Source organism: Microbacter margulisiae, assembly GCF_014192515.1.
Classification (GTDB): Bacteria; Bacteroidota; Bacteroidia; order Bacteroidales; family Paludibacteraceae; genus Microbacter; species Microbacter margulisiae.
Genome location: NZ_JACHYB010000001.1, coordinates 1,440,976 through 1,464,335, shown reverse-complemented (window position 1 = coordinate 1,464,335; position 23,360 = coordinate 1,440,976). Strand labels below are relative to the sequence as shown.

The window sequence follows — 23,360 nt, the reverse complement described above, 5'->3', positions numbered from 1 at the left end:
AATGAAAACTTCGATTCGATTTAGCTTATTGTTGTTTCTGGCTTTGTGTTTAAGTTTTCTTGTTACTGCACAACAAGAGAATTTTCCGGTCATTCAGGAAAATGGGCAACGATTTTATCTTTATTCCGTAAAGCCACAAGAAGGACTTTTTAGCCTTGCCAGAGAATTCAATATTTCACAAGCTGAAATTTTAGCGTACAATCCTTCTGTAACTAGCGCCTTGCAGGTAGGTCAGCAAATTAAGATTCCTATTAATGATCAGACAACGGCGTTGAGAAGCCATACTGTTACGAAAAAGCAGACTCTCTATTCCATTGCATATTTGTATGGAACAACTGTAGAGGCCATTGTGGCACTCAATCCGGAAGCTGAAAAGGGTATAAAAGATGGTGAGATTTTAGTTATTCCCCCAGCAATTCCTAAGGAGCTTAAATCGGCTGTTACTATAAATAACGTTGTTTTAAATAAATCTCCAAAGGTCAACAAGGAAACAATAAAACCCGAGATAAAGAAAACAGGTCAATTTATTACACATCAAGTTGTTGCTGGAGAAACATTTTATAGCTTAAGTCGGGAATATAAAGTGACAGTTGATGCTATCCGGGAGGCAAATCCAGATGTCAGCGAATTGAAAACAGGGACTACAGTCCGTATTCCATTACTATCATCTTTATCTCCACAGGGACATAAAACAATCATACAGCAGACACAAAAACTAGCTGAAGAAGCTTTTGAGCATAAACCCGATTTATATCATAAAAACACAAAAATAATCAAGATTGGCATGTTGTTGCCATTTTCTGTTGATGGGGTGAAAGTTGATGGAACGATTGATAAATTTGTGGATTTTTATCAGGGAGCTTTATTGGCTTTATTAAAGGCAAAAAAAGAAGGAATTGCGATACAGTTATATACCTATGATATCGAAAAATCAGATGATATATTATTGTCCTTATTGACTAAAGAAAGTCCATTGTGGCATGTGGATTTTATAATAGGGCCTGCTTATGCCGGGCAGGTACAAGCCATTTCGTCATTTGCAAAACAGCATAAGATTTACACTGTTATTCCTTTTTCTTCACAGGTTCATGATATAGCGTATAATCCCTATTTGATTCAATTCAATCCTTCGGCGCAATGGCAGTGTGACACATCTACTTCTTTATTTGCACGACAATTTAGAAATTATAATATTGTGATTGGGAATCTTGATACTGCTACCGATCCATCAGGTATTGGACGTATGTTTACTTCATCTTTGACGCAGAGATTGAATTCTCTTCGGATTCCATTCAAAAATGTGGCCCTAGCTAATGGTAATGTGGGGGTGATTCAACCTTTACTTTCTCATACCAAACCAAATATTATTGTTTTAGGTGATGATAATGTCGATAATGTGATTCCTTATTTACGAAATATCGGACCACTTGCTTATGCAAATAACATTTCTGTTTATGGATTTCCGGATTGGGATCCTGAGCAGGGAATTTATCCAAAACTGTATTATACCTCTTTATTCTTTGTGAATAATCCCTTTCAATTGAGCCAATACGATAATGCTTTATATCAATGGTTTCGAACAAGAATAACACCAAGTAACGGCATGCGGTATGATTTGTTAGGATACGATATTACGAATTATTTTGTAGATACTTGGAAGCATTCCGAAAATCAGAATGTTGCAAATCAGTTGATTTGCCCTCCTAAAGACAATCTTCAATCTCAGTTTCATTTTCATCAGGTCTCACCAGAAGGAGGCTGGGTAAATGAAGAGATGAATTTACTGTATTATTCAAATGATAATGGAATTCAACGTGTATCACAGAGTATGCCATATACAAAATGATCTTATAGTCGATCATAATTAAAAAAAATAAAAGTGAGACGCAGAATAACTCATGTTCTTTCGGTTATTATTGTTTGCTTTGTGTTTGGTCAAGGCTCATTGACAGCTGCCCCCCCCTTTCATCCCTATTTTTTATTGGGGGGCACCTATGGGGCAACGCTTTCGAGTGTTAGCTTTTATCCTCAAATCACTCAATCATTGTTGTTAGGGCGCACAGCAGGTATTACCGGATGTTTTGTGTCTGAACCTCATTTTGGACTTCAATTCGAAGTGAATTATTCGCAACGGGGATGGAAGGAACAGAATGGGAGCAGCTTTTATCAACGGCAATTGAATTATGTTGAAATGCCAATCATGACACACTTCTTTACCAACGGGAGGATAGGATGGTTTCTGAATCTTGGCCCTAAGTTTGGTTATTTGTTATCTGAAAAACCTACCACAAATCTTACTTCTTTAACCAATCCCGAATATACTGCAGCGATATCGTCCCATTTTGATTACGGTATTTGTGCTGGTTCTGGATTTGAACTTCACACGAAACCGTTTAATGTGGTATTAGAAGGGAGATATAGTTATGGTCTGAGCGATATTTTCCCGAATAGATCAACTGATTACTTTGAAAGCTCTGGGAACCAAGTGATATCCATAACTTTGGGACTTATGTTTCGTTTGTAGTATCTGTATTCAAAGGAGCGGGTTCGTTGTCTGCGATTAAAATATATCTTTTGTAATACGAAATCATTAATGTTGTGACAGGCAAGGCAATAATCATCCCAATTATGCCAAGCAATGATCCCCAGATGGATAGTGAAAGTAATATCAGAGCAGGCTTGAGGCCTGTGACTTTTCCCATAATTTTGGGGATCAAATAAAGATTTTGAGCTGCTTCTTCTACCAAGATTATAATCAACAATCCAATCAGCAAAAGTGAAAAGTTTTGTCCTGTTTCTATAGACTTCAATCCTAACAGGAGAACTACCGGAATATATCCGAACCATTGCATATAGGGTACCATATTGAGCAGTCCAATAAACAAACCCATAATGATAGCTAAAGGTAGGCCGAGAATCGAAAACCCAATGGCACAGATTACTCCAACGGAAGCTGCTACTAATGCTTGTCCCCGAAAATAGCGATTCATTCCCTGAGTAAGATCTTCAAACAGTTCTTCAAAAAATGGACGATAATGTTTTGGAATAATAGAGCTCCATCCATTTGTAATTTTATTATAATCAATTAAAATGAAAACGACATACATAAATATCACAAAGACAATCAGTAAATTCAATAACAACTGGAAAGTCCCGGACAATAGGTGCATAAAGTGAGGCTGCATTTTGTTCAATGTTGCTATAAATGTACTGCTACTCATTAATTTTTGCAAATCCTGATATGCATAATGTGTCTGAAGATATGTCTGCCAATCGTTGGGAAGAAATGGAATACGCCATTCCTGTGTTTGAGGGTTTACTAAATAATATTGAATTAATGTTCCTGTATGTTGTATTTCTTGAGATATTGGATTGATTAAAAGTATAATAACTCCAGTAAACACAATTAACAGTAATGAAATAGCAGCAAATACAGAAAGAGCACGATTCTTCAATTTTAGCCGATACTGAAAAAAATCCACCAACGGATTGATCATGTATGCAATTAACCATCCAATAAAGAAAGGAAGCAAGACACTACTTAATCTTTTGAGTAATATGAAAGTGACTAAAAGAATGGCTAATCCTATAATGAGACGGATCACGCGGTCGAATGTGAATGGTTTTCGCATGTATCTTGGTATCATATGCTATGAGTATTAAGAAATAAAACCTTTCTGCAAAGATACAGATATTAAGCATCAAACAGTTCTGAAAAAACTCCCAGCGAATGAATAGTTCCAAAAGTTGGAATATGAATTCGGTAATAGTGTAGAATTTGCTCCAGGATAAGCACTCGCTCATGTCTTGAAAAACCAAACAAATGCATATTTGAATAGTTCATACGCATAAGCTTCTGGAATATCAGACTGTCATCCGGATTTAGAAATGAGGCATGTTGAGGTTTCGTGGGAACAAAAATGCCATTTACCATATCAAAGTATGCTACCGGAAATGATTTGTTGAGATTAGGGTAAAATCCTAAAAATCTTGTCAATTGAAGCAAAAATACCAGATGAAAATTGGCAAAGCCATCGTTTTTAAAATTTAAAGTAATGATAGATTGTTCTATGAAATCATATAATGTTATGTCTGTTTGTGATTCTTTGAAGATGCGATATAAACATTCAGCGATAAAAAAAGCCAGAACATTTTTTACAGGATGAGAGCCCAGAAACGTGATCGTCAATTTTGATTTGATTTCAATAATGCGATGGAGTTCTCTTCCATGGATTAATTCCAACTCTAGTTCAACCACACTTAATGGCTCTAAGAGAGCGCGTTTTATGCCAGATTTAGACCCTTTCGTACTATAAACCATACAATCGATTCGTCCCTTTTCTGCAGTATAAAATGAAATGATTGAAGAACGATCTCCGTAGGGAAGTCGATGTAATACAATGGCAGCTGTTTTTAAGTACATGGATTGATTTCAATATGCACTTCAAAGGTAACTAAAAAAAACGCAAATAACTTTCTTCAAATCAATATGAAGAAAGTTATTTGCGTTAAATAAATCAGAAAAGATTACCATCCAAACGCTTCTTTTACAGCATTATAAACGATATCTCCTTTTATAATATTGAGACCTTTCTTTAATTCGGAGGTTTGCTCGCAAGCTTTTTCCCATCCAAGATTAGCTAATTGTACTGCATATGGCAGTGTTGCATTAGTCAGCGCCAGTGTTGATGTGTAAGGCACTGCTCCCGGAATGTTTGCGACGCAATAGTGTACAATTCCATCAATGGTAAAAGTAGGAGTTGCATGGGTAGTAGGATGTGATGTTTCAAAACATCCCCCTTGGTCTATAGCAACATCAACCATGACTGTCCCCGGTTGCATTGTTTTCAGCATAGCCTGCGTCACCAAGTGTGGGGCTTTAGCCCCTGTTACTAATACTGCGCCGATAATCAAATCGGCATGTTTCACCTCTTCTGCAATTACATATGAAGATGACATTAAGGTTTTTACGTTCGATGGTAATGTCTCAGCCAGATAGCGTAGACGGGGTAACGAAATGTCTGCTAATGTGACATCAGCTCCTAAGCCAGCTGCCATCCATGCTGCCTGTGTTCCAACAACACCTCCTCCAAGAATCAGGACTTTAGCAGGTTTGACTCCAGGGACACCTCCCAAAAGAATTCCTTTTCCTCCTTTTGGTTTTTCCAAGTATTTCGCTCCTTCCTGAATGGACATCCGCCCTGCAACTTCGGACATCGGAATCAATAGTGGCAATGACCTATCAGGGCGCTCTACTGTCTCATAAGCCAGACAAATAGCTCCACTGTCAATCATGGCGCGTGTTAATTTTTCGTCGGACGCAAAATGAAAATAAGTAAATAGAAGCTGCCCTTTTTTGATTAGTTTATACTCAGGTTCGATCGGTTCTTTCACTTTTATGATCATGTCTGCAGCGGCATAAACATCCTCGATTGTAGATAAAATATGAGCTCCGACGGCTTCATATAAACTATCAGAAAATCCACTATTTATTCCTGCATCTTTCTGAATATAAACAATATGGCCGTTTTTGACCAAAGCGGCTACACCTGCTGGCGTTAGGCCAACCCGATTTTCGTTATTCTTAATTTCTTTGGGTGTTCCAATTTTCATACATGTAAATTTTAGGTTGAAATTTGATGATGTAAAGTTGGCATATTTAAACCAAAAGCAACGCAGAAAAAGATTAAAATAATCCCAAATTATCTTGTAAAAAATCTTTTATTCTCAAAATATTGATTGAAAAATTTCGGTTTGAATCTCAATTTGGCTGATAAATAAGAAATAGGATTATTTAACTATTTCGATAGTGTACTGATAAAAAGGATTTTATTGAAAAGATCAATCGTATTAATTTGATTATTATGTATTTGTATTAACAGCTTGAAAGCAAAGCGCATAAGCTTACAACGGTAAAATAGATAAAATCACCCCTTTCTAATGTAAAAAATGTTCGTGATATTTGTGATTCGAAACTGCTAAACGAAGAAGAAATATGAAAACAAATAGTGCCAATGAATTGTGGAAACGGTGTACACAAGTTATTCGTGACAATGTGTCTGAAACAACTTTTTCAACATGGTTTGCCCCAATCATTCCACTTTCATATGAGAACCAGGTTTTCACTCTTCAGGTTCCAAGTCAGTTTTTTTATGAATATATTGAAGAAACCTTTGTCGATCTATTAAGGATGACGATTCATCGCGAGGTTGGTGAAGGCACAAGGTTAATGTATCGCGTGTTAGTTGACCGTAATGCAGGAACCAGTACAACAATTCCAAGTGATGAAAAAGTTAAGCCTTTTGCATCTACTCCTATCCAGAAAGAAAACCCGTTCGTCCGTTCGTCTCAGGTTCAGAATATTGATCCTCAATTGAATCCAATCTACAACTTCAATTCGTTTATTGAAGGAAATAGTAATAAATTGGCCCGTACAGCGGGATTAAGTATTGCGAAAGATCCCGGAACAACTATTTTCAATCCTCTTTTTGTATATGGTCCTTCTGGAGTGGGCAAAACACATTTAGTTCATGCAATTGGAGTGCAGACAAAACAGCTTCATCCGGAAAAACGGGTTTTATATGTATCTGCTAATCTTTTTCAAATTCAATATACAGATGCTGTCCGCAACAATACGGTGAATGATTTTCTCAATTTCTATCAATCAATTGATGTGTTAATTCTGGACGATATCCATGAATTTGCAGGGAAAAACGGCACACAAAACACATTTTTTCATATTTTCAATCACTTACATCAAAACGGCAAGCAGCTTGTCCTGACTTCAGATCGATCTCCTGTTGTTTTGCAAGGATTAGAACAAAGATTGCTTACACGCTTTAAGTGGGGATTGTCGGCAGAAATAAGCCAACCAGATTACGAACTGCGTAAAGCCATTTTGCAACATAAAATATATAAGGATGGGTTAGATATTCCCGATGACGTTGTGACATACATTGCTAAAAATGTTGTGGATAATATTCGGGATTTAGAAGGTGTAATTATTTCATTGTTAGCTCATTCTACACTTACAAATTGTTCGATAGATCTCAAATTGGCCGAAAAGGTTATTGCAGGTATTGTCAATATTAAACCTAAAACAATTACTATTGAGCATATCCGCGATGTGGTCTGTGATCATTTTGGTCTGAAGATTGAAGATATGCTTTCAAAACGCCGTGATCGTCAATTGGCTCAGGCCCGCCAGATTGCCATGTATCTGGCAAAAAATTACACACAGCATTCTTTGTCGGCTATTGGAGCTTCTATTGGGAAACGTGATCATGCTACTGTTTTACATGCCTGCAAGGTAGTTTCTGATTTAATGGAGATTGATAAAACCTACAAAGGATGTATTGAAGAAATACAGCAAAAGATAAATGCTTAGAAATCCTTTTTCGTAGGGCATTAGCGGCATAAAAATAAGGACTGTTTGACAGTTTGGGAGTGATACTTAATCTGTCGTTTATATGGTTTATTAATAAATCTATGATTAGCAAATCAATCTGTAAAATTAGCCTTAATCAAGCCTTTTGCAAGAAATAAGAGTCGAAAATTGTTTTTTAAATAAATCAAAAAAGACTTGCATCTGCAGATAGAAAACGCTACATTTAGCACATTATTTATAACGTGTTTCTAACCTTATAATATCAGACCATTATGACAAGAACGATCACATTTAACGAATTGAGAAGAATTAAAGATAACTTACCTTCGGGAAGTATGAGTAAAATTGCCTCAGAGTTAAATCTCTCTGACGAAACTGTCCGCAACTATTTTGGCGGCCATAATTTTCAAGAAGGGAAAAGTTGCGGTATTCATTTAGAACCGGGTCCGGATGGCGGATTAGTAATGTTAGATGACACAACCATTTTAGATTGTGCATTGCGCATCATTGATGAACACATGGAGCTGGCACATTCTCATCATTAACCAAAAAAGCGACGGAAGAAATTGTTTCTTCCGTCGCTTTTTTTGATTATTCTTCTTGTTGGTTGTGCTTCGGTAAACGGAAACTTACGTATAGATCTATCAAAGTAGATAGACATAACCCTGCAATCCATAGATAGTAATGGACAAACATTCCATAGGCTGATGCCAATAATATCAATGTTGCAAAAGCATGAATCGTATTTAGTCGTTTTGTTTTGAAATTGACGGAGTCAATAGGTAATATAATCCGTACGACTAACAAAAAAACAGCTCCTAATGAGAATAGAAAGGGAGCAACCGCCTGTTTTTCAAAATAGAGGATAGTTCCTATGATTAACAGAATATATCCCAGTCCATATATCCCTTTTAAAATCTGCGTTCGTTTTGTTTCATTCCACTGCATAGATTCTATTTTTCTTCTTTAATGATATAGACATCTTCGTTCTCACGTTTCATCCCATATGTTTCTCTGGCAAATTTTTCCAGATTGGCATTGTTTGTTTTTAGTTCGTTTATTTTTTCTTGATTGCTTTGTATTGTTTTATTATACGTCTCAATTTCCTGTTCCAACCGATGGATTTCTCTTGCATTTTCAATACGTTTTACAAAATTGTCCTCATCAAAAAATGACATGAGAAGAAAGAAAAAAATACCCACAATCCAATATTTATAATGTTGTACATGAGTCAATGAAGCTTTTAATTTAATCCAGAATCGTTTCATAGTACACAATTATTAATATACAATTAGGTACAACTAAAGCAATTTAATTTTGCTATTTAATAAATAGATGGAGCAAATCGTTTCCGTTTGCATAAATCAAAAGTGCAAATAATAGAATCAGACCAACCATTTGAGCATGCTCTAAAAATTTATCGCTAGGTTTACGGCCTGTAACTATTTCATACAATAAGAATAACGTGTGTCCACCATCCAATGCCGGGATCGGTAATATATTCATAAAGGCAAGTATAATGGATAAAAACGCTGTTAACCCCCAAAAACTTTGCCAATCCCATATACTAGGGAAAAGAGATCCGATGGTTCCGAATCCTCCTATTTGTTTAGCGCCCTGTTTTGTAAATACAAACTTCAGCTGTTTAACATACGAGGTTAGCTTGTCTACGCCCATTTCAATGCCTGCTGGGATTGATGCTAGTAACCCATATTCAATATGTTTTGTTTTGAAATACTCAGTGAAAGGCACGAGTTCAACTCCCAGTTTCCCATTTGCATCAATGGCTATTGGTTTGGTCATCTGTTTTCCATTCCTAAAGAATGTCAAAGAAATAGTTTTTCCCTTGTTATCCTGCAAGAAAGACATAATATCCTGTGCTGTATACATTGATTTGCCATTGATAGCTACAACACTGTCTCCTTTTGCCAGACCTGCTGTTGCCGCTGGTGTCTCGTTGACAACTTTATTAATGACAAAAGGTACGCGTGGTGCCATAAATTGTTTTTCATGGGATCCAATTACCTGTTGTGCAAAATTAGACGGTAGCGTTAATTGAACCGTTTTCCCATCTCGCAAAACTTCGACCGTTGAAGCTTCATCGATCAAAATCTTACCAATAGCATCACTTGCTTCATCAACAGGCTTATTGTTTACTGCTAGTAGGATATCCCCATTATGAAATCCATTTTTCAAAGCAACTTCCGAGAATTGCATGCCCATACGGGCATTTTGCAACGGCAGATATTCCTGTCCCCAAGAGAACAGAATCAACGCATAAATGATTAAAGCTGTTAAGAAATTGACCACAACGCCACCAACCATAATCAACAATCTTTGCCAAGCTGGTTTACTGCGAAATTCCCATGATTGAGCTGGTTTTTTCAATGCTTCCGTGTCCATTGATTCGTCAATCATTCCGGCAATTTTGCAATAACCTCCCAAAGGCAACCATCCGATACCCCATTCTGTTTTTTCGGGATGACGGCGCCAGTCATTTTCTTCTAATTCATTTGTGTTTATTTCTTCTAGTTTTGCTTTACCTTTTTCATCTTTTACTATATTGCCTTCACTGTCCTTCATGGGCTGGTACATATCGGGCACATTGGATGCAAAAAACCGGAAATATCTTTTACTGTTAATCTTCTTCATCCGAAACAAGGAAAAAGAGGGATTGAAGAACAGATAAAATTTATCGACACGCGTTTTGAAAATACGGGCAAAAGTAAAGTGCCCCAATTCATGTAGAAATACCAGAATTGAAAGGCTTAAAATCAACTGAGCGGCTTTAATCAGAAAAGTCTCCATTATTTAAATACTTGTTTTAGATTACATATTACACACACTGCCAACAAGCTCTGCGGCAACACAACGCGCTTCTTCATCCGAAGTTACATAATCTTCGTACGAAGGCTTGGCTAAAAAAGTTACTTTTTGCAATGTTGCTTCAATGACGTCAGACATTTGCAAAAACCCAATTTCATCTCTTAAGAAAGCTGCTACAACCACTTCATTGGCAGCATTCAACACACAAGGAGCGTTCCCTTGTTGTTTTATTACCTCAAAGGCTAAGGCTAAATTTCTGAATTTGTGTAAATCGGGTTTTTCAAAGGTCAACTCCGGATAGGCAGTAAAATCAAGACGCGGCCATTTAGATGGAAAACGATTGGGGTAAGAAAATGCATATTGTATTGGTAGCCGCATGTCTGGCAATCCTAGTTGTGCTTTAATGCTACCATCAGCAAATTCTGCCATAGAATGCACGATAGATTGCGGATGTACTAATACTTCAATTTGACTGGATTCAAGGCCAAAAAGCCATTTTGCTTCAATCACTTCAAAACCTTTATTCATCATGGTTGCTGAATCAATCGTGATTTTAGCTCCCATGTTCCAATTGGGGTGTTGCAATGCTTCGTTTTTGGTTACTTTGGATAAATCATCCTCATGTGTTGTACGAAAAGGGCCTCCCGAAGCGGTCAGGAAGATTTTTTCAACTGGGTTATCTCCTTCTCCAACCAAACACTGGAAAATAGCTGAATGTTCAGAATCGACGGGAATAATTGCCGCATGATGCTGTTTTACCAATGAATAAATTAATTCCCCGGCTACCACTAATGTTTCTTTATTAGCTAATGCAATGGTTTTCCCCGATTTAACCGCAGAGAGTGTGGGAAGCAGCCCTGCATATCCTACCATCGCTGTGAGAGCAATATCTACTGCCTCCATAGCAGCGATTTGAGCTATGGATTCAATGCCGGAATAAACATGAATGGGTAAATCGCTTAAAGCGTCTTTTAGTTTGAAATAATGAACAGGATTCGCTATTGCCACTACCGCAGGTAAAAAATGGCGCGCTTGCTGAATCAATAAGTCTACATTGTTGTTGGCCGTTAGCGCATATACTTCAAAATTTTCGGGATGAGCGGATATAACCTCAAGCGCTTGCGTGCCAATTGATCCAGTTGATCCCAGAAGAGCAATTTGTTTTGGTTGTGACCTGTTCGTATTATATATCATAATTTATTTAGGACATTTTAGAAAATCAGCATGCCGGAAACATCCTGTGATTGAATTTGAAAATACAGGAAGATTTGAATTCTCTTCTTAATTTGAGCGTGCATGATGGAATTGATTCTCTTTTTTTCATTGGTCATCAAAAGCCTGTTTTCGCTCTGATTTTCTGTTAGTCTTTCCACTGTTTTTGTTTATCGTTGGAGCTTTGACATGTCTTGATAAAATCTGGCTTAAAGGCGTCAAATTTATTAAGGATGAAACCACAAGGACATAGCAAACACTAAACCAGAAAAGTACAAAGAAAAACATGTTCAGACCGTTGATCTCTCACAAAAATATTTCAACATCAATGTAGTAACGTGTTATTCCAAAAATATTTCTATGTATATCTATATGCAAAGATAGCACTATTTTCTCACTCTGTGAAAGTAACTCGGATTGCCTGCAAAGAGAGTTTATAAGATGAGTAATGTTATTTTCAGTGATTTCTGCTTTTAAGAAATATTGCAGCTTTGAACCCACTCACGCTTTCCCAATGGATGCAAGAAATTATGTTTACCTTTGTTCTTTATTCTACATTTGTCTCCAAGTAGTCGTTGATTTACTCTTCGATGCTTACAAATCATTATGCTTCAGTTAAACATGGATTACTTTGAGTTACACGCTTTATTAAAAAACAAGATTTCTGAGCAAGTAGAAGTCATTGATATTGATGACAAAATCTTAGTTCAGAATTATTGGTTTCAATCGGAAAACTGGGAAATCTTGCAAGGCCATTCTCCTATTTATTGTAAAGAACATCAGGTCGAGTTTTGCGATGAAGTATTTCATACCGATATTGGCCATTCGGAAGAAGGTTTGGACGTTATCGATTGTGATGTAAAAGAGAATAAACGGTTTATCATTCACGTATTTGTACCAAAGCATCAGAAAAAAAGCACAGATGCGATTTTAATGTTTCATGGATTCAATGAAAAATCATGGGACAAATATTTTCCATGGGCATACAAACTTGCTACGCAAACGCACCAATGTGTTGTATTGTTTCCCATAGCTTTCCATATGAACAGGGCTCCATCTTTATGGAGTACAAGGCGTTGTATGCATGAGATAAGTCTGGAACGGCAGAATGAGTTCCCGCATTTGCTTGCATCTTCTTTTTCGAATGTTGCCATTAGTACGCGTCTGCAGGCAAAGCCACAACGATTTATCTGGTCAGGGTTACAAACCTATTATGATATAGTACAGTTTATCCGGCAATGCAACGAAGGTAAATATCCTGAGATTGCACCTCAAACGCAGTTTCACTTTTTTACCTATTCCATTGGCGCTTTTCTGGCTCAAATACTAAAGATTACCAATTACGAAGGTTATTTTACCGGCACAAAACTGTGTGCATTTTGTGGTGGAGCTACGTTTAACCGATTTACTCCCGTTTCGAAAGCGATTCTTGACAGTGAAGCCAATGTTGCTTTATACTCGTATTTAATTGAACATCTGGAGAGCCATTTGCGTCATGAAAAAAGACTATATCACTATCTGGAAGAACATTCCGAAGGTCAGTCTTTCCGTATGATGCTGAATTTTAATTATAACAGGCTTCAGCGCGAAAAGCTGTTTAAGCAATATAGTAAAGATTTCTTTGCAATTGTTTTGGAGAATGACAGCGTCATCCCCGCTTACGATGTGGTGAGTACCTTGAAGGGCGCCCTACATGCTGTTCCGACCCATGTGCTGATTACCAATTTTGATTATCCGTACACGCATGAAACACCTTTCCCTTTGAAGGAGAAGATAAAGGAAAGTGTCGAAAATGCGTTTAACTGGACTTTTGATCAGTTTATTGCATTTTTAAATAGCTGAATCAGAAAATAATAAACTGGGACAGAAACTCTTTGTCCCGGTTTATGATTGAATTTAATGAATGACGAACGGTTCTCCCTTCTCCGGAATTTCAATATCATGAAATCCGATCTTTTCTAACTCTTTGGCATAAAACTCCTGCGTTTGAAATTCTCCGTGAACTAAAAAGGTTTTCCTGATTTTTTGTGGATCCTGACATCCAAGGAATTCCTTCATTTCGTTATAATCGCCATGTCCTGATAACGATTCAATTTTTTCAATATGCGCTTTAATAGGGTGTTTTTCGCCGAAAATAGAAATTTCTTTTACGCCAGTCTGTATGCGGGCTCCTAATGATGATGGCGTACAATATCCTACAATTAAAATGGTATTTCGTTCGTCTTCAATGTTATTAGCCACATGGTGTTTAATACGACCGGCTTCCATCATCCCCGATGCCGAAATAATAACGCATGGCTTTTGGTAATCATTCAGCTTTTTCGATTCTTCGACATTCTTTATGTAATGTAATCCGTTAAATCCAAAAGGATCAGGATCAAACGCGATAGTGTGCTTCACATCCTCATTCATACATTCGGGATGCAACCGATAAATGTCTGTTGCATTCACCGCGAGCGGACTATCGACATAGATGTCAATCTTCGGCAATTTGCCTTCATTGTAAAATTTATTCAGCATATAGACAATCTCTTGTGTACGGCCAATGGCAAATGATGGAATGATTAACTTTCCACCCCGTTCTACACATGTTTCTTTGATTACCCTTAATAATTCATTTGCCGTGTCATGTTCGGCAGGATGTAACCGGTCTCCATACGTGGATTCGGTAATAAGATAATCGCATTGAGGGAACGGATCCGGAGCGCGTAAGATTCGATTATGCGGACGTCCAATATCTCCTGTGTAAGCAATATGAATCTTTTCCCCGTTCTCCTTGATTTCCAGATTCACTACGCTGCCGCCCAACAGATGGCCGGTATTGGTAAATTTTACATTGATCTTGTCGTTGATATAAAACCGGCGATCGCGCGCTACTCCGATAAAAAGTTCCATACATTTTTCTGCATCTGTCTGGTCATAAATGGGAGCGACGGGAGGTAATTCCTGACGTGCTCTTTTTTTGTTGAACCATTTTACGTCCAATTCCTGAATGTGAGCGCTATCCGCCAGCATGATGGAACATAAATCGCGGGTAGCATTCGTGCAAATCACTGACCCCCTGAATCCTAGTTTGTAAGCATATGGAATTAGTCCCGAATGATCGATGTGGGCATGCGATAAAATGATATGATCAATGGTCGCTGGATCGAATCCAAGATCGCGGTTCATGGCATCGGTTTCCAACCCTTTCCCCTGGAACATGCCACAATCGAGTAAAATACGTTTACCATCTTCGGTCGTAATTAAATGTTTACTGCCGGTTACTTCGCGCGCTGCGCCAAAAAATTGAATTTTCATACGATAATCTTTTTATATTTTATGAATGGATGAACTCGCATGTCACCTTTTGGATGCAAGATTACAAGCTTATTTTACGATCAAAAAAAATTGATAGATACATTTAATATCAGATTTAATGAAACAAATTTGTATTCAGAGTATGGCAAGCCGGTTTTTCTCCCTGGTTCTCATAATAGTGTTGATGATAGGCTTCAGCTTTCCAAAATGTACTTACCGGGATCAACATCGTAGCAACATTATATCCTTTATTTGTAAGAAAACGAATTAATTCTTCGGCCGTCCTGCGCTGATTTTTTGAACCATAAAAAATAACCGAACGGTACTGAGGTCCGATATCAACTCCCTGACCATTTGTTTGCGTAAAATCGTGCATTTCGAAAAATAGCTTTGCCAAATCCTCATAGGAAACAACCTGAGGATTATACTCCACCTTGACGGTTTCGAAATGGCCTGTTTTGTGGGAGCTGACCTCTTCGTATGTCGGATTCTTCACATGTCCGCCCATGTAGCCTACTGTAGTGTTGACCACCCCTTTTTGGTGCATAAAAAAATACTCCGTTCCCCAGAAACAACCGGCTGCAAAATAAGCTGTCTTTAATGTAGCGGCACTGTCGGGGACAAATATCATTGCAATGGAATTAATGCAATATCGTTTTTCTTTGGGTGTAAAACCTTCATTTAAGAACAGATGGCCTAAGTGAGCTCCGCAATTGGCGCATATAACTTCCATGCGATGTCCGTCAGGATCAAGTTGCAATTTTACAGCTCCTTTGATTGCATCATCAAATGAAGGCCATCCACAACCGGAAGCAAATTTATCACTCGACCGAAACAAGGGAGCATGGCATTGTTTGCAGTAGTAAGTTCCCCGGGTAGTTGTGTTTACATAATTTCCGGTAAATGGGGCTTCAGTGCCACGATGCAGCATCACTTGCGCTTCTTCCGGCGTTAAATGGACGTAATGTGCCGGATTGCGGATTTCTGTCAATGTGTCGTTGTGGGTTTGACATTGGCTCGTACAGTTTAAAGCCAGCGTCAGAATAAAACCCAAAAATATTTTGATGTTCATATGGTTGCAATTTCTATAATTTCTAGTTTCAAGCCTGTGGGGTATTTTCCATCAAACTGTTTTTTATTTGTCTGGGAAAGCTATTCTTTCCCTTTTTTTAAAAGTATGCCAATACCTTTTCCCAATTTCTCTATAGCTTCCATACTTTTTACCAAGGGTTCGGAAGAGACTTCTTCATAGCTTTCCGTTTTTTCAGCATGCTCATTTTGTTGTGGATAAATAAGAATTTTGCTGTTTTTTTGAAAATACTTATTGATCTTCACGACAGCAGTATCTAAATAAGACAAGTATGAAACCGATCCTTTACGGGCTCCTACCAGGATTAATAAATCATCGGATTTGATATACCGGCTCAAGACTAAAAAATCTTCCCAATCTTCGAAAAGATGAAAAGTTATCGTTATATGAATATTTCTTCCTTTCAAAGCTTTATGAAAATCGTCATATGTTTTTTTGTCTCCGTAAAAATCGATGGGAGACGTTAATTCATTAGCAATGATACTGATTTTTTTTATCCAAAATTCAAATCCTGGTTCAAGTTCTGCTAGGGGAGGAGTTAACAGGATGATACGCTTATGCGCTACTAAAGGATGTGCAAAATAAGATATAAAGAGATTTTTATCGGTATAGTTGATGATGTTTTCTGTCTTTTCGTTTAATATTTTGGAGAAAAATCCGGTTCGTTGAGGCCATCCTACTACTATCAGATCAGCCATAATTTCACGCGCGATGCGCGTGATTCCACTCAGTGCATTGTGATCAATGGTTGTAATGACATTGGTTTTAATCTCTGCTGCAGAAGCCTGGCGTACAAAATCTTCAAGCTTCTTCCTTGATTTAATCATATTGAACTCGGCCTCATTGTTATTCGGCACTACGGTTAAAACAGAGACCGGATGAACAGCCTTTTTATCTTTAATCAGCATGACAAATTCAAGCAATTTGTGCATATTATCCACATTTGCCACAGGCAACAAAATGTGTTCGTGCTTCATTATTTCTAATGTTTTGCTGTCCAACTGATCTGATTCTCCGCTGATCACCATTCGTTTTGCTGCACGTTCCGTTGCAAATGATGCTACGATGGATGAAATCAGAATGAGCAGGATGGTTCCATTCAGGATATCCTGATTTAAAATGCCGGCACGATATCCAACGATGATAATCGCTAATGTTTCGGCAGCGTGAGCATTACTCAACCCGAAAATAATTTGACGTTGATCGCGTGAGTAGTGAAAGCTTATTTGGGTAATCCACGCAGCTAGCCACTTACTGAAAATAGCGACTACAGAAAATACTACCGTAACAATAATGACTGTTGTTCCATTAAAAATTACATTGACATCGACCAGCATCCCTACCGAAATAAGAAAGAACGGGATGAACAATGTATTCCCGATAAAATCAATACGATTCATTAACGCTGACGATGAGGGTATCAGTCGGTTGAGTGCAATACCGGCAGCAAAAGCTCCGATAATGGGTTCAAATCCGGCGACGGTTCCCAAAAAGGCAGCAAAAAAGACAACAGACAAAACGAATATGTATTGTGCATATTTTTCGTTTTCCAATTTGCGGAAAAACCATGTTGCTATTCTGGGAATGATAACGAATAAAATAATGGAAAAAATAATCAGTGAGATGGTAGTTCTAATCCAGAATTCATGATTTAATTCCCCAAGTTGATTTTCTTTGATAATGGAAAGAATAATGAGGACTGCCGTATCTGTCAGAATTGTTCCGCCAACTGTAATAGCAACTGCTTGGTTCTTGGCCAGACCAAAGCGACTTACAATTGGATATGAAATCAGCGTTTGTGTTGCGAACATGGCTCCAACTAAAGAACTGGCGTTAAAACTATAGCCAAATCCATAATAACATATTGGAAATCCAATGATAATAGGGAGAAGGAAGGTCAGCATACCGTAAATAATGCTTTTATGCTGATTGATTTTGAACTCATTCAAATCAAGCTCCAGACCAGCAATAAACATGATATAAAGCAAGCCAATGGTGGAAAATAATTCGACGGCTGAGGTCTGTTCTAAAATATTGAGGCCATGAGGACCGATGATAACCCCGGAAAGAATCAAACCGATAATTCCAGGGATACGTAACCGCTTCAGGACAATAGGCGATAGGAGGATGATTAATAAAATCAACGAAAAAATCAATATCGGATTTGTCAGCGGTAGTGTAAATTGTTCTTGCAGTTGCTTGAAAAAGTAAAGCATGTCAATGTTTTATCTGTTTTTCAATTTGATTGTAACCGGACAGGCTGCTCATTATTGTTTATAAACGCATGACTCAGTAACAATACCATTTAGTTTATTCATATGTTTACAAAAGTACGACAAAAAGAGCTGAACCCGCCAAAACAAAAAGATAAATTGAAGGAAAGTAAGTATTTTCAAGAAAGAAAATTGTTGGATGATATTGCGCATCTCTTTTGGGATGAATTCATATGATAATGATTTCATTGCTACTGGTCATACGGAATTCGCAAGCCAAGAATGTGATTTGAAGAGAAGTGTTTGTCAATATATATTGCATAAGTGCCTAAAAAGATTGTTTCACGCTGATATGAAGTATAGCGCTGCGACTTGAAGAAGGCATTTTATGCATGAAATGCAGCAATGTTTGATCACGTTAAAAAAAGGATTGTTCACAGGAGGATGTCTATTATTTTATTGAAGTTGGTTTTGCCGAATCCACAAGCATATTTGGCAAACGGCTTATAATATCCTAATTTTGCAATCTGTTTCCTGTGGATACTTTACATAAACCATCTTTTTTTCTATGTATATCATCAGTAAAGAATTTCATTTTTCAGCCAGTCATGCTTTGTCCCGTTTACCTGACGATCATCAATGCCGGAGGGTGCATGGTCACAATTATGTAGCGACGATGTTTTTCCGTTCGGCTACGTTAAACGAAACAGGGTTTGTTATTGATTACCTTGATTTGGATTCGATTAAACAATATGTTGATGCATATCTCGATCATCAGCATCTGAATGATATTTTACCTTTTAATCCTACGGCTGAAAACCTTGCCAAATATTTGTTCGATATTTTTCAACCGAAGTTTAAAGAGTTGTTTAAGGTTGAAGTTTCTGAAACGCCGAAAACAAAGGCTATCTATGAAATCGATTAAACCATTGCGGATTGTTGAAATCTTTTATTCCATACAGGGCGAAGGGGCAAATTTTGGTAAACCTGCTGTTTTTGTACGGTTAGCCGGATGCAATAAAGATTGTTGGTTTTGTGATACCGATTGGCATCAGGGCATTTCCATGGCGGTGCAGGAGATCGTGAACGTCGTGCAACAATATCCTTCCAGAATGATTATTTGGACGGGAGGCGAGCCGACGCTGCAACTTACGGATGACGTACTCGAATGTTTTGATGGTTATTATCATTGCATAGAGACCAACGGGACAAACAAGGTGCCTTCTAAAATTGATTATATTGCTTGCAGTCCTAAAGTGACGGAGGAAGAGCTGCGTAAGAATTTTATTTCTGTAGATGAATTTCGTTTTCCGATTGGAGTAGGGGAGTTACCCCCCCCTATTGAAGCATTGCCTCCAGCTACCAACTATTTTGTCAGTCCTTTGTTTTTGGGAGAAGAAAAAAAACGGTTTGAAAAAAGCGAGGCGAACATGCAATATTGTATTGAGTTTGTGAAACAAAATCCCCAATGGAGGCTGTCGGTACAGATGCATAAACTATTACATGTTGAATAAGGGGGCTGATCCCCTTTTTATGCTTGTTTGAAAGATTGACCATACCTGTCCATTCCTTCCTCTTTGATGTATATCGTCAGCCATTTGAAAGTACGGAAAAATAGTTACTTTTGCATGTTTATTTGATATTTATGCAACTGTGATGTTGCACATGCTCCGATGATTCATTAAACCATTCCCTATGAATAAATTTATTCCTTTTAAGCGCCTGCTAATTATTGCTTTGGTTTTGCTTTTAAGCAGTGCGACGTTGCCATTAACGGCACAAACCCTTGATCCTTTGGTTGCTCATATTGATTCGACGGTAAATCCAGGAGATAATTTCTTCATGTTTGCCAATGGCCGTTGGTTTAAAGATCATCCTATCCCACCTTCCGAACAGTCCAATGGAATTTTTCAGACCATTCAGGATACCATTAATGCCCAGATTCATGATGTTTGTGTTTCGTCTTCTACACATAAAAATGAGGTAAAAGGAAGTGCAAGACAAAAAATAGGTGATTTCTATTATACGGGGATGGACAGTGTTGCATTGAATAAAAATGGAATTTCGCCATTAAAACTCTATTTTTTGCGTATCGATCGAATTCAAAACCGAAAAGAGCTGATGCAGGCTGTAGCTTTTTTGCAAACCGTGGCAGCATCTCCTATGTTTAGCTTTTATGTTGGCCCGGATGATAAAATAAGCAGTAAGAATGCGATCCATTTGTCGCAAGGGGGATTAAGCCTGCCTGACCGGGATTATTATTTTGCAACAGATAAGCAGGCTGTTGAAGTACGCAAGCAATTTGTACTTTATCTGCAAAAGCAATTCCGCAATATGGGTTATGCGCCGGCAAGAGCCAATCTGGCAGCAGAACAGGTCATGAAACTGGAAACAGCTTTGGCAAAAATTTCCCGCGAACGTGCCGATACACGTGATCCGTTGAAAAATTATAGTAAAATGTCTTTCGCACAACTCGAACATCTCGCTCCACATCTTGATTTTGCTGCGTTTTTCCAGGCCGTAGGTCTTCCTCCGGTGGATTCGGTCATTGTGGGTCAGTCTGAATTTCTTACGGCTGAAAACAATATGATGTCCACCATTTCGCTTGCAGTGTGGAAAGATTATTTGAAATTCCAGTTGTTGAACAATTTATCGGACTATCTGAACGATGTTACGTATCGCTTGTCATTTGATTTTTATGCCAGAACATTACGCGGTATTCAGGAACCCCGTCCCCGCTGGAAGAGGGTGACGAACGAGACGAATAGCGCTTTGGGCGATCTGGTTGGTCAGGTATATGTTACCGACTATTTACCTAAAGGCACAAAAGCCAAACTATATGAGATTGGTCATCGCATTAAAGAGATTTATGCCGAACGTATTAAGCATCTTGACTGGATGACGCCGGATACGAAAACGAAAGCTTTGCATAAACTGGATGTGATGATCATGAAAGTAGGCTATCCAGATAAATGGAAAGATATGAGTGCGTTGCAAATAGATCGGTCGTCATACGTCAACAATGTTATCCGGGCTAACGAATGGGCTATGCATTATATGATTGCAAAATATGGTAAGCCTGTTGACCGAACGGAGTGGGACATGGAGCCACAGACCTATAATGCTTATTATAATCCATCCAATAACGAGATTGTCGTTCCGGGATGTAATATATTAGTTCCAGGCTACGAGCATAAAATGGCTGATGATGCTATCTTGTATTCCATTATTGGTGGTTCAACATTTGGGCATGAAATGACGCATGGATTTGATGATCAGGGAAGCAAATATGATGCTGAAGGAAATCTACATAATTGGTGGACGCCTGAAGATAGCACCAGGTTTTATGCTAAAACGAGAATGCTTGCTAAGCAGTTTGATAAATATGTGGTGGTGGATAGTTTGCATGTCAACGGAGCGATGACATTAGGAGAAAATATTGCAGATCTAGGTGGTATCACTATGGGCTATCAGGCTTTTCAGCAAACCAATCAATATAAATCGAATGAAAAGATTGCCGGATTGACACCGGATCAACGTTTTTTTCTGGGTTATGCAATGGCCTGGATGGTTCATATGCGACCGCAAGCCCTGGCTAATCAGGTTCGCAGCGATGTGCATTCTCCTGCCAAATACCGGGTTAACGGGCCATTATCTGATTTAGATGCCTTTTACAAGACATTCCATGTCCATAAAGGTGACGCAATGTGGTTGCCGGATTCACTAAGAGTAAAAATATGGTAGGAATTCCATATTCGGTGGAGAAATAAAAAATCCCGTTCTCCTTATGTAATCAAATAAGAGAACGGGATGTTAAAAAACTACCTATTAGCACACATAACTGATTTTATAAATGACAGCGCTCTACAAATTGTTGATATGCCTGTTGCCATTGCTCTTTGTCTTGAGGTAAAAAGGATTCAAGCTTTGTGGAATTCCTAACAAACTTCCTGATTTCTTCTAGGTTTTGGAAATAGCCTGCTGTTTTTGCCTGAATCATTATATTTCCAATAGCCGTTGCTTCGGCGGGGCCAGTTTCCACTTCGATGCCAAGCGCATTTGCCGTTAGCTGGTTAAGAAATGAATTCCGGGATCCACCTCCGATAATGTGTAATTTCTCGATAGGAAACGAAGCAAAAGACTGCAAGGAATTGAAAACATGTTTATATTTAAGAGCCAGACTTTCAAAAATAGATCTTACATATTCCCCTATTGTATTGGGTTGCTCTTGTCCTGTTGATTTGCAATAGGCTATAATGGCCAGAGTCATACTTGTAGGGTTGCTGAACATTGCATCATCAGGATCAAAACAATACTGAAAGGGAGTTGCATTTTGTCCCATCGCCATTAATTCGTCGTATGAATAAACATGTTGTTTATCCCACTCTTTACGACATTGTTCCAGAATCCACATACCCGTGATATTTTTTAGGAAACGTATTGTTCCGTCCACGCCGCCCTCATTGGTAAAATTAGCCTGTTGAGAACGTGCATTTATGATAGGTTCCGGTACCTCAATACCCATCAGTGACCATGTTCCTGAACTGAGATAAGCAAAATTAGAATTCATTGCCGGAACTGCAACTACAGCTGAGGCGGTATCATGTCCACCAACAGCTACTACAGGAACTTCGTTCAATCCAGTTTCTGAGGCAATATCTTTGGTTAGCGTTCCGACAACATGTCCCGAAAACATCATTTCATCCGGAAATTTGGAACGTTTAATATTAATCAGGTCGAGCAATTCAGGGTGTAAATTCTTTGCTATAGGATCTAATAATTGCGACGTAGATGCAATGGTATACTCCATGATTTGTTTTCCTGTGAGTAAATATGAAATGGCATCCGGCATGAATAGCAATTTGTTCGATGCTTTTAACTGAGATGAATGGCGCAATTGTAATGCATATAATTGAAAAATGGTATTAAAATCCATTGTTTGGATTCCAGTTTTTTCGTATAATGCATCGAGTGGCATTTGGTTCGCAAATGACTCTGTGTTTTCCTTTTGCGTATAGTTTCGATACGAAAACGGGAGACCCATTAACGCTCCGTCGTCTCCCACAAAGGCAAAATCAACTCCCCATGTATCAACACCGATGGAAACAGGCTGAATACCCTTGTTTGTTGCAAGGGATAAGCCTTCTTTGATATGAGAAAACAGTTGGAAAATATTCCAATAAAATTGTCCATGAATGTTGACCAATACATTGGGAAACTTAAGAATCTCTTCTAAAACTAACTTGTCTTTTTTGAGAGTGCCACAAATAACTCGTCCGCTGGTAGCTCCCAAATCAACTGCTAAAAATGATTTTTGACTCATTGAATTTAT

General features: G+C 38.1%; 19 protein-coding genes. 8 read left to right on the top strand and 11 right to left on the bottom strand.

Translation table 11 applies throughout. The annotated features are described in order from the left end of the window. The first annotated feature begins 1 nt into the window (after position 1). Both FHX64_RS05855 and FHX64_RS05850 read left to right on the top strand, forming a co-directional pair. Positions 2 to 1,846, top strand: coding sequence for a LysM peptidoglycan-binding domain-containing protein (locus tag FHX64_RS05855; RefSeq protein ID WP_183412861.1), 1,845 nt, complete (start codon positions 2 to 4; stop codon positions 1,844 to 1,846). Positions 1,847 to 1,879: 33 nt separating this feature from the next. Further along, the gene (locus FHX64_RS05850) at positions 1,880 to 2,524 is read left to right on the top strand and encodes an outer membrane beta-barrel protein (RefSeq protein ID WP_183412860.1); all 645 of its coding nucleotides are present in this window, start codon (positions 1,880 to 1,882) and stop codon (positions 2,522 to 2,524) included. Here FHX64_RS05850 and FHX64_RS05845 read toward each other — a convergent pair. The 3 genes from FHX64_RS05845 to ald form a co-directional block, all read right to left on the bottom strand. Beyond that, positions 2,508 to 3,632: an AI-2E family transporter gene (locus FHX64_RS05845; protein ID WP_183412859.1), complete on the bottom strand. Its 1,125-nt coding sequence runs from the start codon at positions 3,630 to 3,632 to the stop codon at positions 2,508 to 2,510. The genes FHX64_RS05850 and FHX64_RS05845 overlap by 17 nt on opposite strands. A 62-nt stretch (positions 3,633 to 3,694) precedes the next feature. After that, a complete protein-coding gene (recO, locus tag FHX64_RS05840; protein ID WP_183412858.1) occupies positions 3,695 to 4,423 on the bottom strand; it encodes a DNA repair protein RecO in 729 nt (242 codons plus the stop codon). 104 nt (positions 4,424 to 4,527) lie between these two features. Beyond that, entirely contained in the window at positions 4,528 to 5,613 is a 1,086-nt protein-coding gene (gene ald, locus FHX64_RS05835) for an alanine dehydrogenase (RefSeq protein ID WP_183412857.1), read from the bottom strand. Between the two features lie 382 nt (positions 5,614 to 5,995). Here ald and dnaA point away from each other — a divergent pair, with 382 nt between their 5' ends. Then, the gene (dnaA, locus tag FHX64_RS05830; protein ID WP_183412856.1) at positions 5,996 to 7,387 is read left to right on the top strand and encodes a chromosomal replication initiator protein DnaA; all 1,392 of its coding nucleotides are present in this window, start codon (positions 5,996 to 5,998) and stop codon (positions 7,385 to 7,387) included. Positions 7,388 to 7,659: 272 nt separating this feature from the next. Continuing rightward, positions 7,660 to 7,932, top strand: coding sequence for a DNA-binding protein (locus tag FHX64_RS05825; protein ID WP_183412855.1), 273 nt, complete (start codon positions 7,660 to 7,662; stop codon positions 7,930 to 7,932). A gap of 46 nt (positions 7,933 to 7,978) precedes the next feature. On the opposite strand, the gene FHX64_RS05820 is transcribed toward FHX64_RS05825, so the two are convergent. The 4 genes from FHX64_RS05820 to FHX64_RS05805 are packed head-to-tail and all read right to left on the bottom strand — an operon-like array spanning position 7,979 to position 11,407. Next, positions 7,979 to 8,335: a hypothetical protein gene (locus FHX64_RS05820; RefSeq protein WP_183412854.1), complete on the bottom strand. Its 357-nt coding sequence runs from the start codon at positions 8,333 to 8,335 to the stop codon at positions 7,979 to 7,981. 5 nt (positions 8,336 to 8,340) lie between these two features. Next, a complete protein-coding gene (locus FHX64_RS05815) occupies positions 8,341 to 8,655 on the bottom strand; it encodes an FtsB family cell division protein (RefSeq protein ID WP_183412853.1) in 315 nt (104 codons plus the stop codon). 52 nt (positions 8,656 to 8,707) lie between these two features. After that, positions 8,708 to 10,195, bottom strand: a complete 1,488-nt coding sequence (rseP, locus tag FHX64_RS05810; RefSeq protein WP_183412852.1) for an RIP metalloprotease RseP — start codon at positions 10,193 to 10,195, stop codon at positions 8,708 to 8,710. A 21-nt stretch (positions 10,196 to 10,216) separates the two neighbouring features. Then, positions 10,217 to 11,407 carry a 1-deoxy-D-xylulose-5-phosphate reductoisomerase gene (locus FHX64_RS05805; protein WP_183412851.1) on the bottom strand — a complete coding sequence of 397 codons (1,191 nt, stop codon included), beginning with the start codon at positions 11,405 to 11,407 and terminating at the stop codon, positions 10,217 to 10,219. A gap of 624 nt (positions 11,408 to 12,031) precedes the next feature. On the opposite strand from FHX64_RS05805, the gene FHX64_RS05800 reads away from it, so the two are divergent. Further along, positions 12,032 to 13,267 (top strand): DUF6051 family protein, encoded by a 1,236-nt coding sequence (locus tag FHX64_RS05800; RefSeq protein ID WP_183412850.1) that lies wholly within the window; start codon positions 12,032 to 12,034, stop codon positions 13,265 to 13,267. Between the two features lie 54 nt (positions 13,268 to 13,321). Here the strand turns inward: FHX64_RS05800 and FHX64_RS05795 are convergent, their stop codons facing one another. The 3 genes from FHX64_RS05795 to FHX64_RS05785 all read right to left on the bottom strand — a co-directional run bounded on the left by FHX64_RS05795 (position 13,322) and on the right by FHX64_RS05785 (position 18,031). After that, positions 13,322 to 14,725, bottom strand: coding sequence for an MBL fold metallo-hydrolase RNA specificity domain-containing protein (locus FHX64_RS05795; RefSeq protein WP_183412849.1), 1,404 nt, complete (start codon positions 14,723 to 14,725; stop codon positions 13,322 to 13,324). Between the two features lie 115 nt (positions 14,726 to 14,840). Next, positions 14,841 to 15,797: a bifunctional methionine sulfoxide reductase B/A protein gene (locus FHX64_RS05790; protein WP_183412848.1), complete on the bottom strand. Its 957-nt coding sequence runs from the start codon at positions 15,795 to 15,797 to the stop codon at positions 14,841 to 14,843. Between the two features lie 80 nt (positions 15,798 to 15,877). Beyond that, complete coding sequence (locus FHX64_RS05785; protein ID WP_183412847.1) at positions 15,878 to 18,031, bottom strand: cation:proton antiporter; 2,154 nt, start codon at positions 18,029 to 18,031, stop codon at positions 15,878 to 15,880. Positions 18,032 to 18,596: 565 nt separating this feature from the next. On the opposite strand from FHX64_RS05785, the gene FHX64_RS05780 reads away from it, so the two are divergent. From FHX64_RS05780 to FHX64_RS05770, 3 genes are all read left to right on the top strand, one after another. Further along, on the top strand, positions 18,597 to 18,953 hold the full coding sequence (locus FHX64_RS05780; protein WP_183412846.1) for a 6-pyruvoyl trahydropterin synthase family protein: 357 nt from the start codon (positions 18,597 to 18,599) through the stop codon (positions 18,951 to 18,953). Beyond that, positions 18,940 to 19,542 (top strand): 7-carboxy-7-deazaguanine synthase QueE, encoded by a 603-nt coding sequence (locus FHX64_RS05775; protein WP_246392317.1) that lies wholly within the window; start codon positions 18,940 to 18,942, stop codon positions 19,540 to 19,542. Before FHX64_RS05780 ends, FHX64_RS05775 begins: the two co-directional genes overlap by 14 nt. A gap of 181 nt (positions 19,543 to 19,723) precedes the next feature. Continuing rightward, a complete protein-coding gene (locus FHX64_RS05770; protein ID WP_183412845.1) occupies positions 19,724 to 21,772 on the top strand; it encodes a M13 family metallopeptidase in 2,049 nt (682 codons plus the stop codon). Positions 21,773 to 21,875: 103 nt separating this feature from the next. Here the strand turns inward: FHX64_RS05770 and FHX64_RS05765 are convergent, their stop codons facing one another. Next, entirely contained in the window at positions 21,876 to 23,351 is a 1,476-nt protein-coding gene (locus FHX64_RS05765) for a rhamnulokinase (RefSeq protein WP_183412844.1), read from the bottom strand. Positions 23,352 to 23,360 lie beyond the last annotated feature (9 nt).

Coding starts and splice junctions, on each gene's coding strand:
- FHX64_RS05855 (WP_183412861.1), top strand. CDS start 2: ATGAAAACTTCGATTCGATTTAGCTTATTGTTGTTTCTGGCTTTGTGT.
- FHX64_RS05845 (WP_183412859.1), bottom strand. CDS start 3,632: ATGCGAAAACCATTCACATTCGACCGCGTGATCCGTCTCATTATAGGA.
- recO (WP_183412858.1), bottom strand. CDS start 4,423: ATGTACTTAAAAACAGCTGCCATTGTATTACATCGACTTCCCTACGGA.
- ald (WP_183412857.1), bottom strand. CDS start 5,613: ATGAAAATTGGAACACCCAAAGAAATTAAGAATAACGAAAATCGGGTT.
- dnaA (WP_183412856.1), top strand. CDS start 5,996: ATGAAAACAAATAGTGCCAATGAATTGTGGAAACGGTGTACACAAGTT.
- FHX64_RS05825 (WP_183412855.1), top strand. CDS start 7,660: ATGACAAGAACGATCACATTTAACGAATTGAGAAGAATTAAAGATAAC.
- FHX64_RS05820 (WP_183412854.1), bottom strand. CDS start 8,335: ATGCAGTGGAATGAAACAAAACGAACGCAGATTTTAAAAGGGATATAT.
- FHX64_RS05815 (WP_183412853.1), bottom strand. CDS start 8,655: ATGAAACGATTCTGGATTAAATTAAAAGCTTCATTGACTCATGTACAA.
- rseP (WP_183412852.1), bottom strand. CDS start 10,195: ATGGAGACTTTTCTGATTAAAGCCGCTCAGTTGATTTTAAGCCTTTCA.
- FHX64_RS05805 (WP_183412851.1), bottom strand. CDS start 11,407: ATGATATATAATACGAACAGGTCACAACCAAAACAAATTGCTCTTCTG.
- FHX64_RS05800 (WP_183412850.1), top strand. CDS start 12,032: ATGCTTCAGTTAAACATGGATTACTTTGAGTTACACGCTTTATTAAAA.
- FHX64_RS05795 (WP_183412849.1), bottom strand. CDS start 14,725: ATGAAAATTCAATTTTTTGGCGCAGCGCGCGAAGTAACCGGCAGTAAA.
- FHX64_RS05790 (WP_183412848.1), bottom strand. CDS start 15,797: ATGAACATCAAAATATTTTTGGGTTTTATTCTGACGCTGGCTTTAAAC.
- FHX64_RS05785 (WP_183412847.1), bottom strand. CDS start 18,031: ATGCTTTACTTTTTCAAGCAACTGCAAGAACAATTTACACTACCGCTG.
- FHX64_RS05780 (WP_183412846.1), top strand. CDS start 18,597: ATGTATATCATCAGTAAAGAATTTCATTTTTCAGCCAGTCATGCTTTG.
- FHX64_RS05775 (WP_246392317.1), top strand. CDS start 18,940: ATGAAATCGATTAAACCATTGCGGATTGTTGAAATCTTTTATTCCATA.
- FHX64_RS05770 (WP_183412845.1), top strand. CDS start 19,724: ATGAATAAATTTATTCCTTTTAAGCGCCTGCTAATTATTGCTTTGGTT.
- FHX64_RS05765 (WP_183412844.1), bottom strand. CDS start 23,351: ATGAGTCAAAAATCATTTTTAGCAGTTGATTTGGGAGCTACCAGCGGA.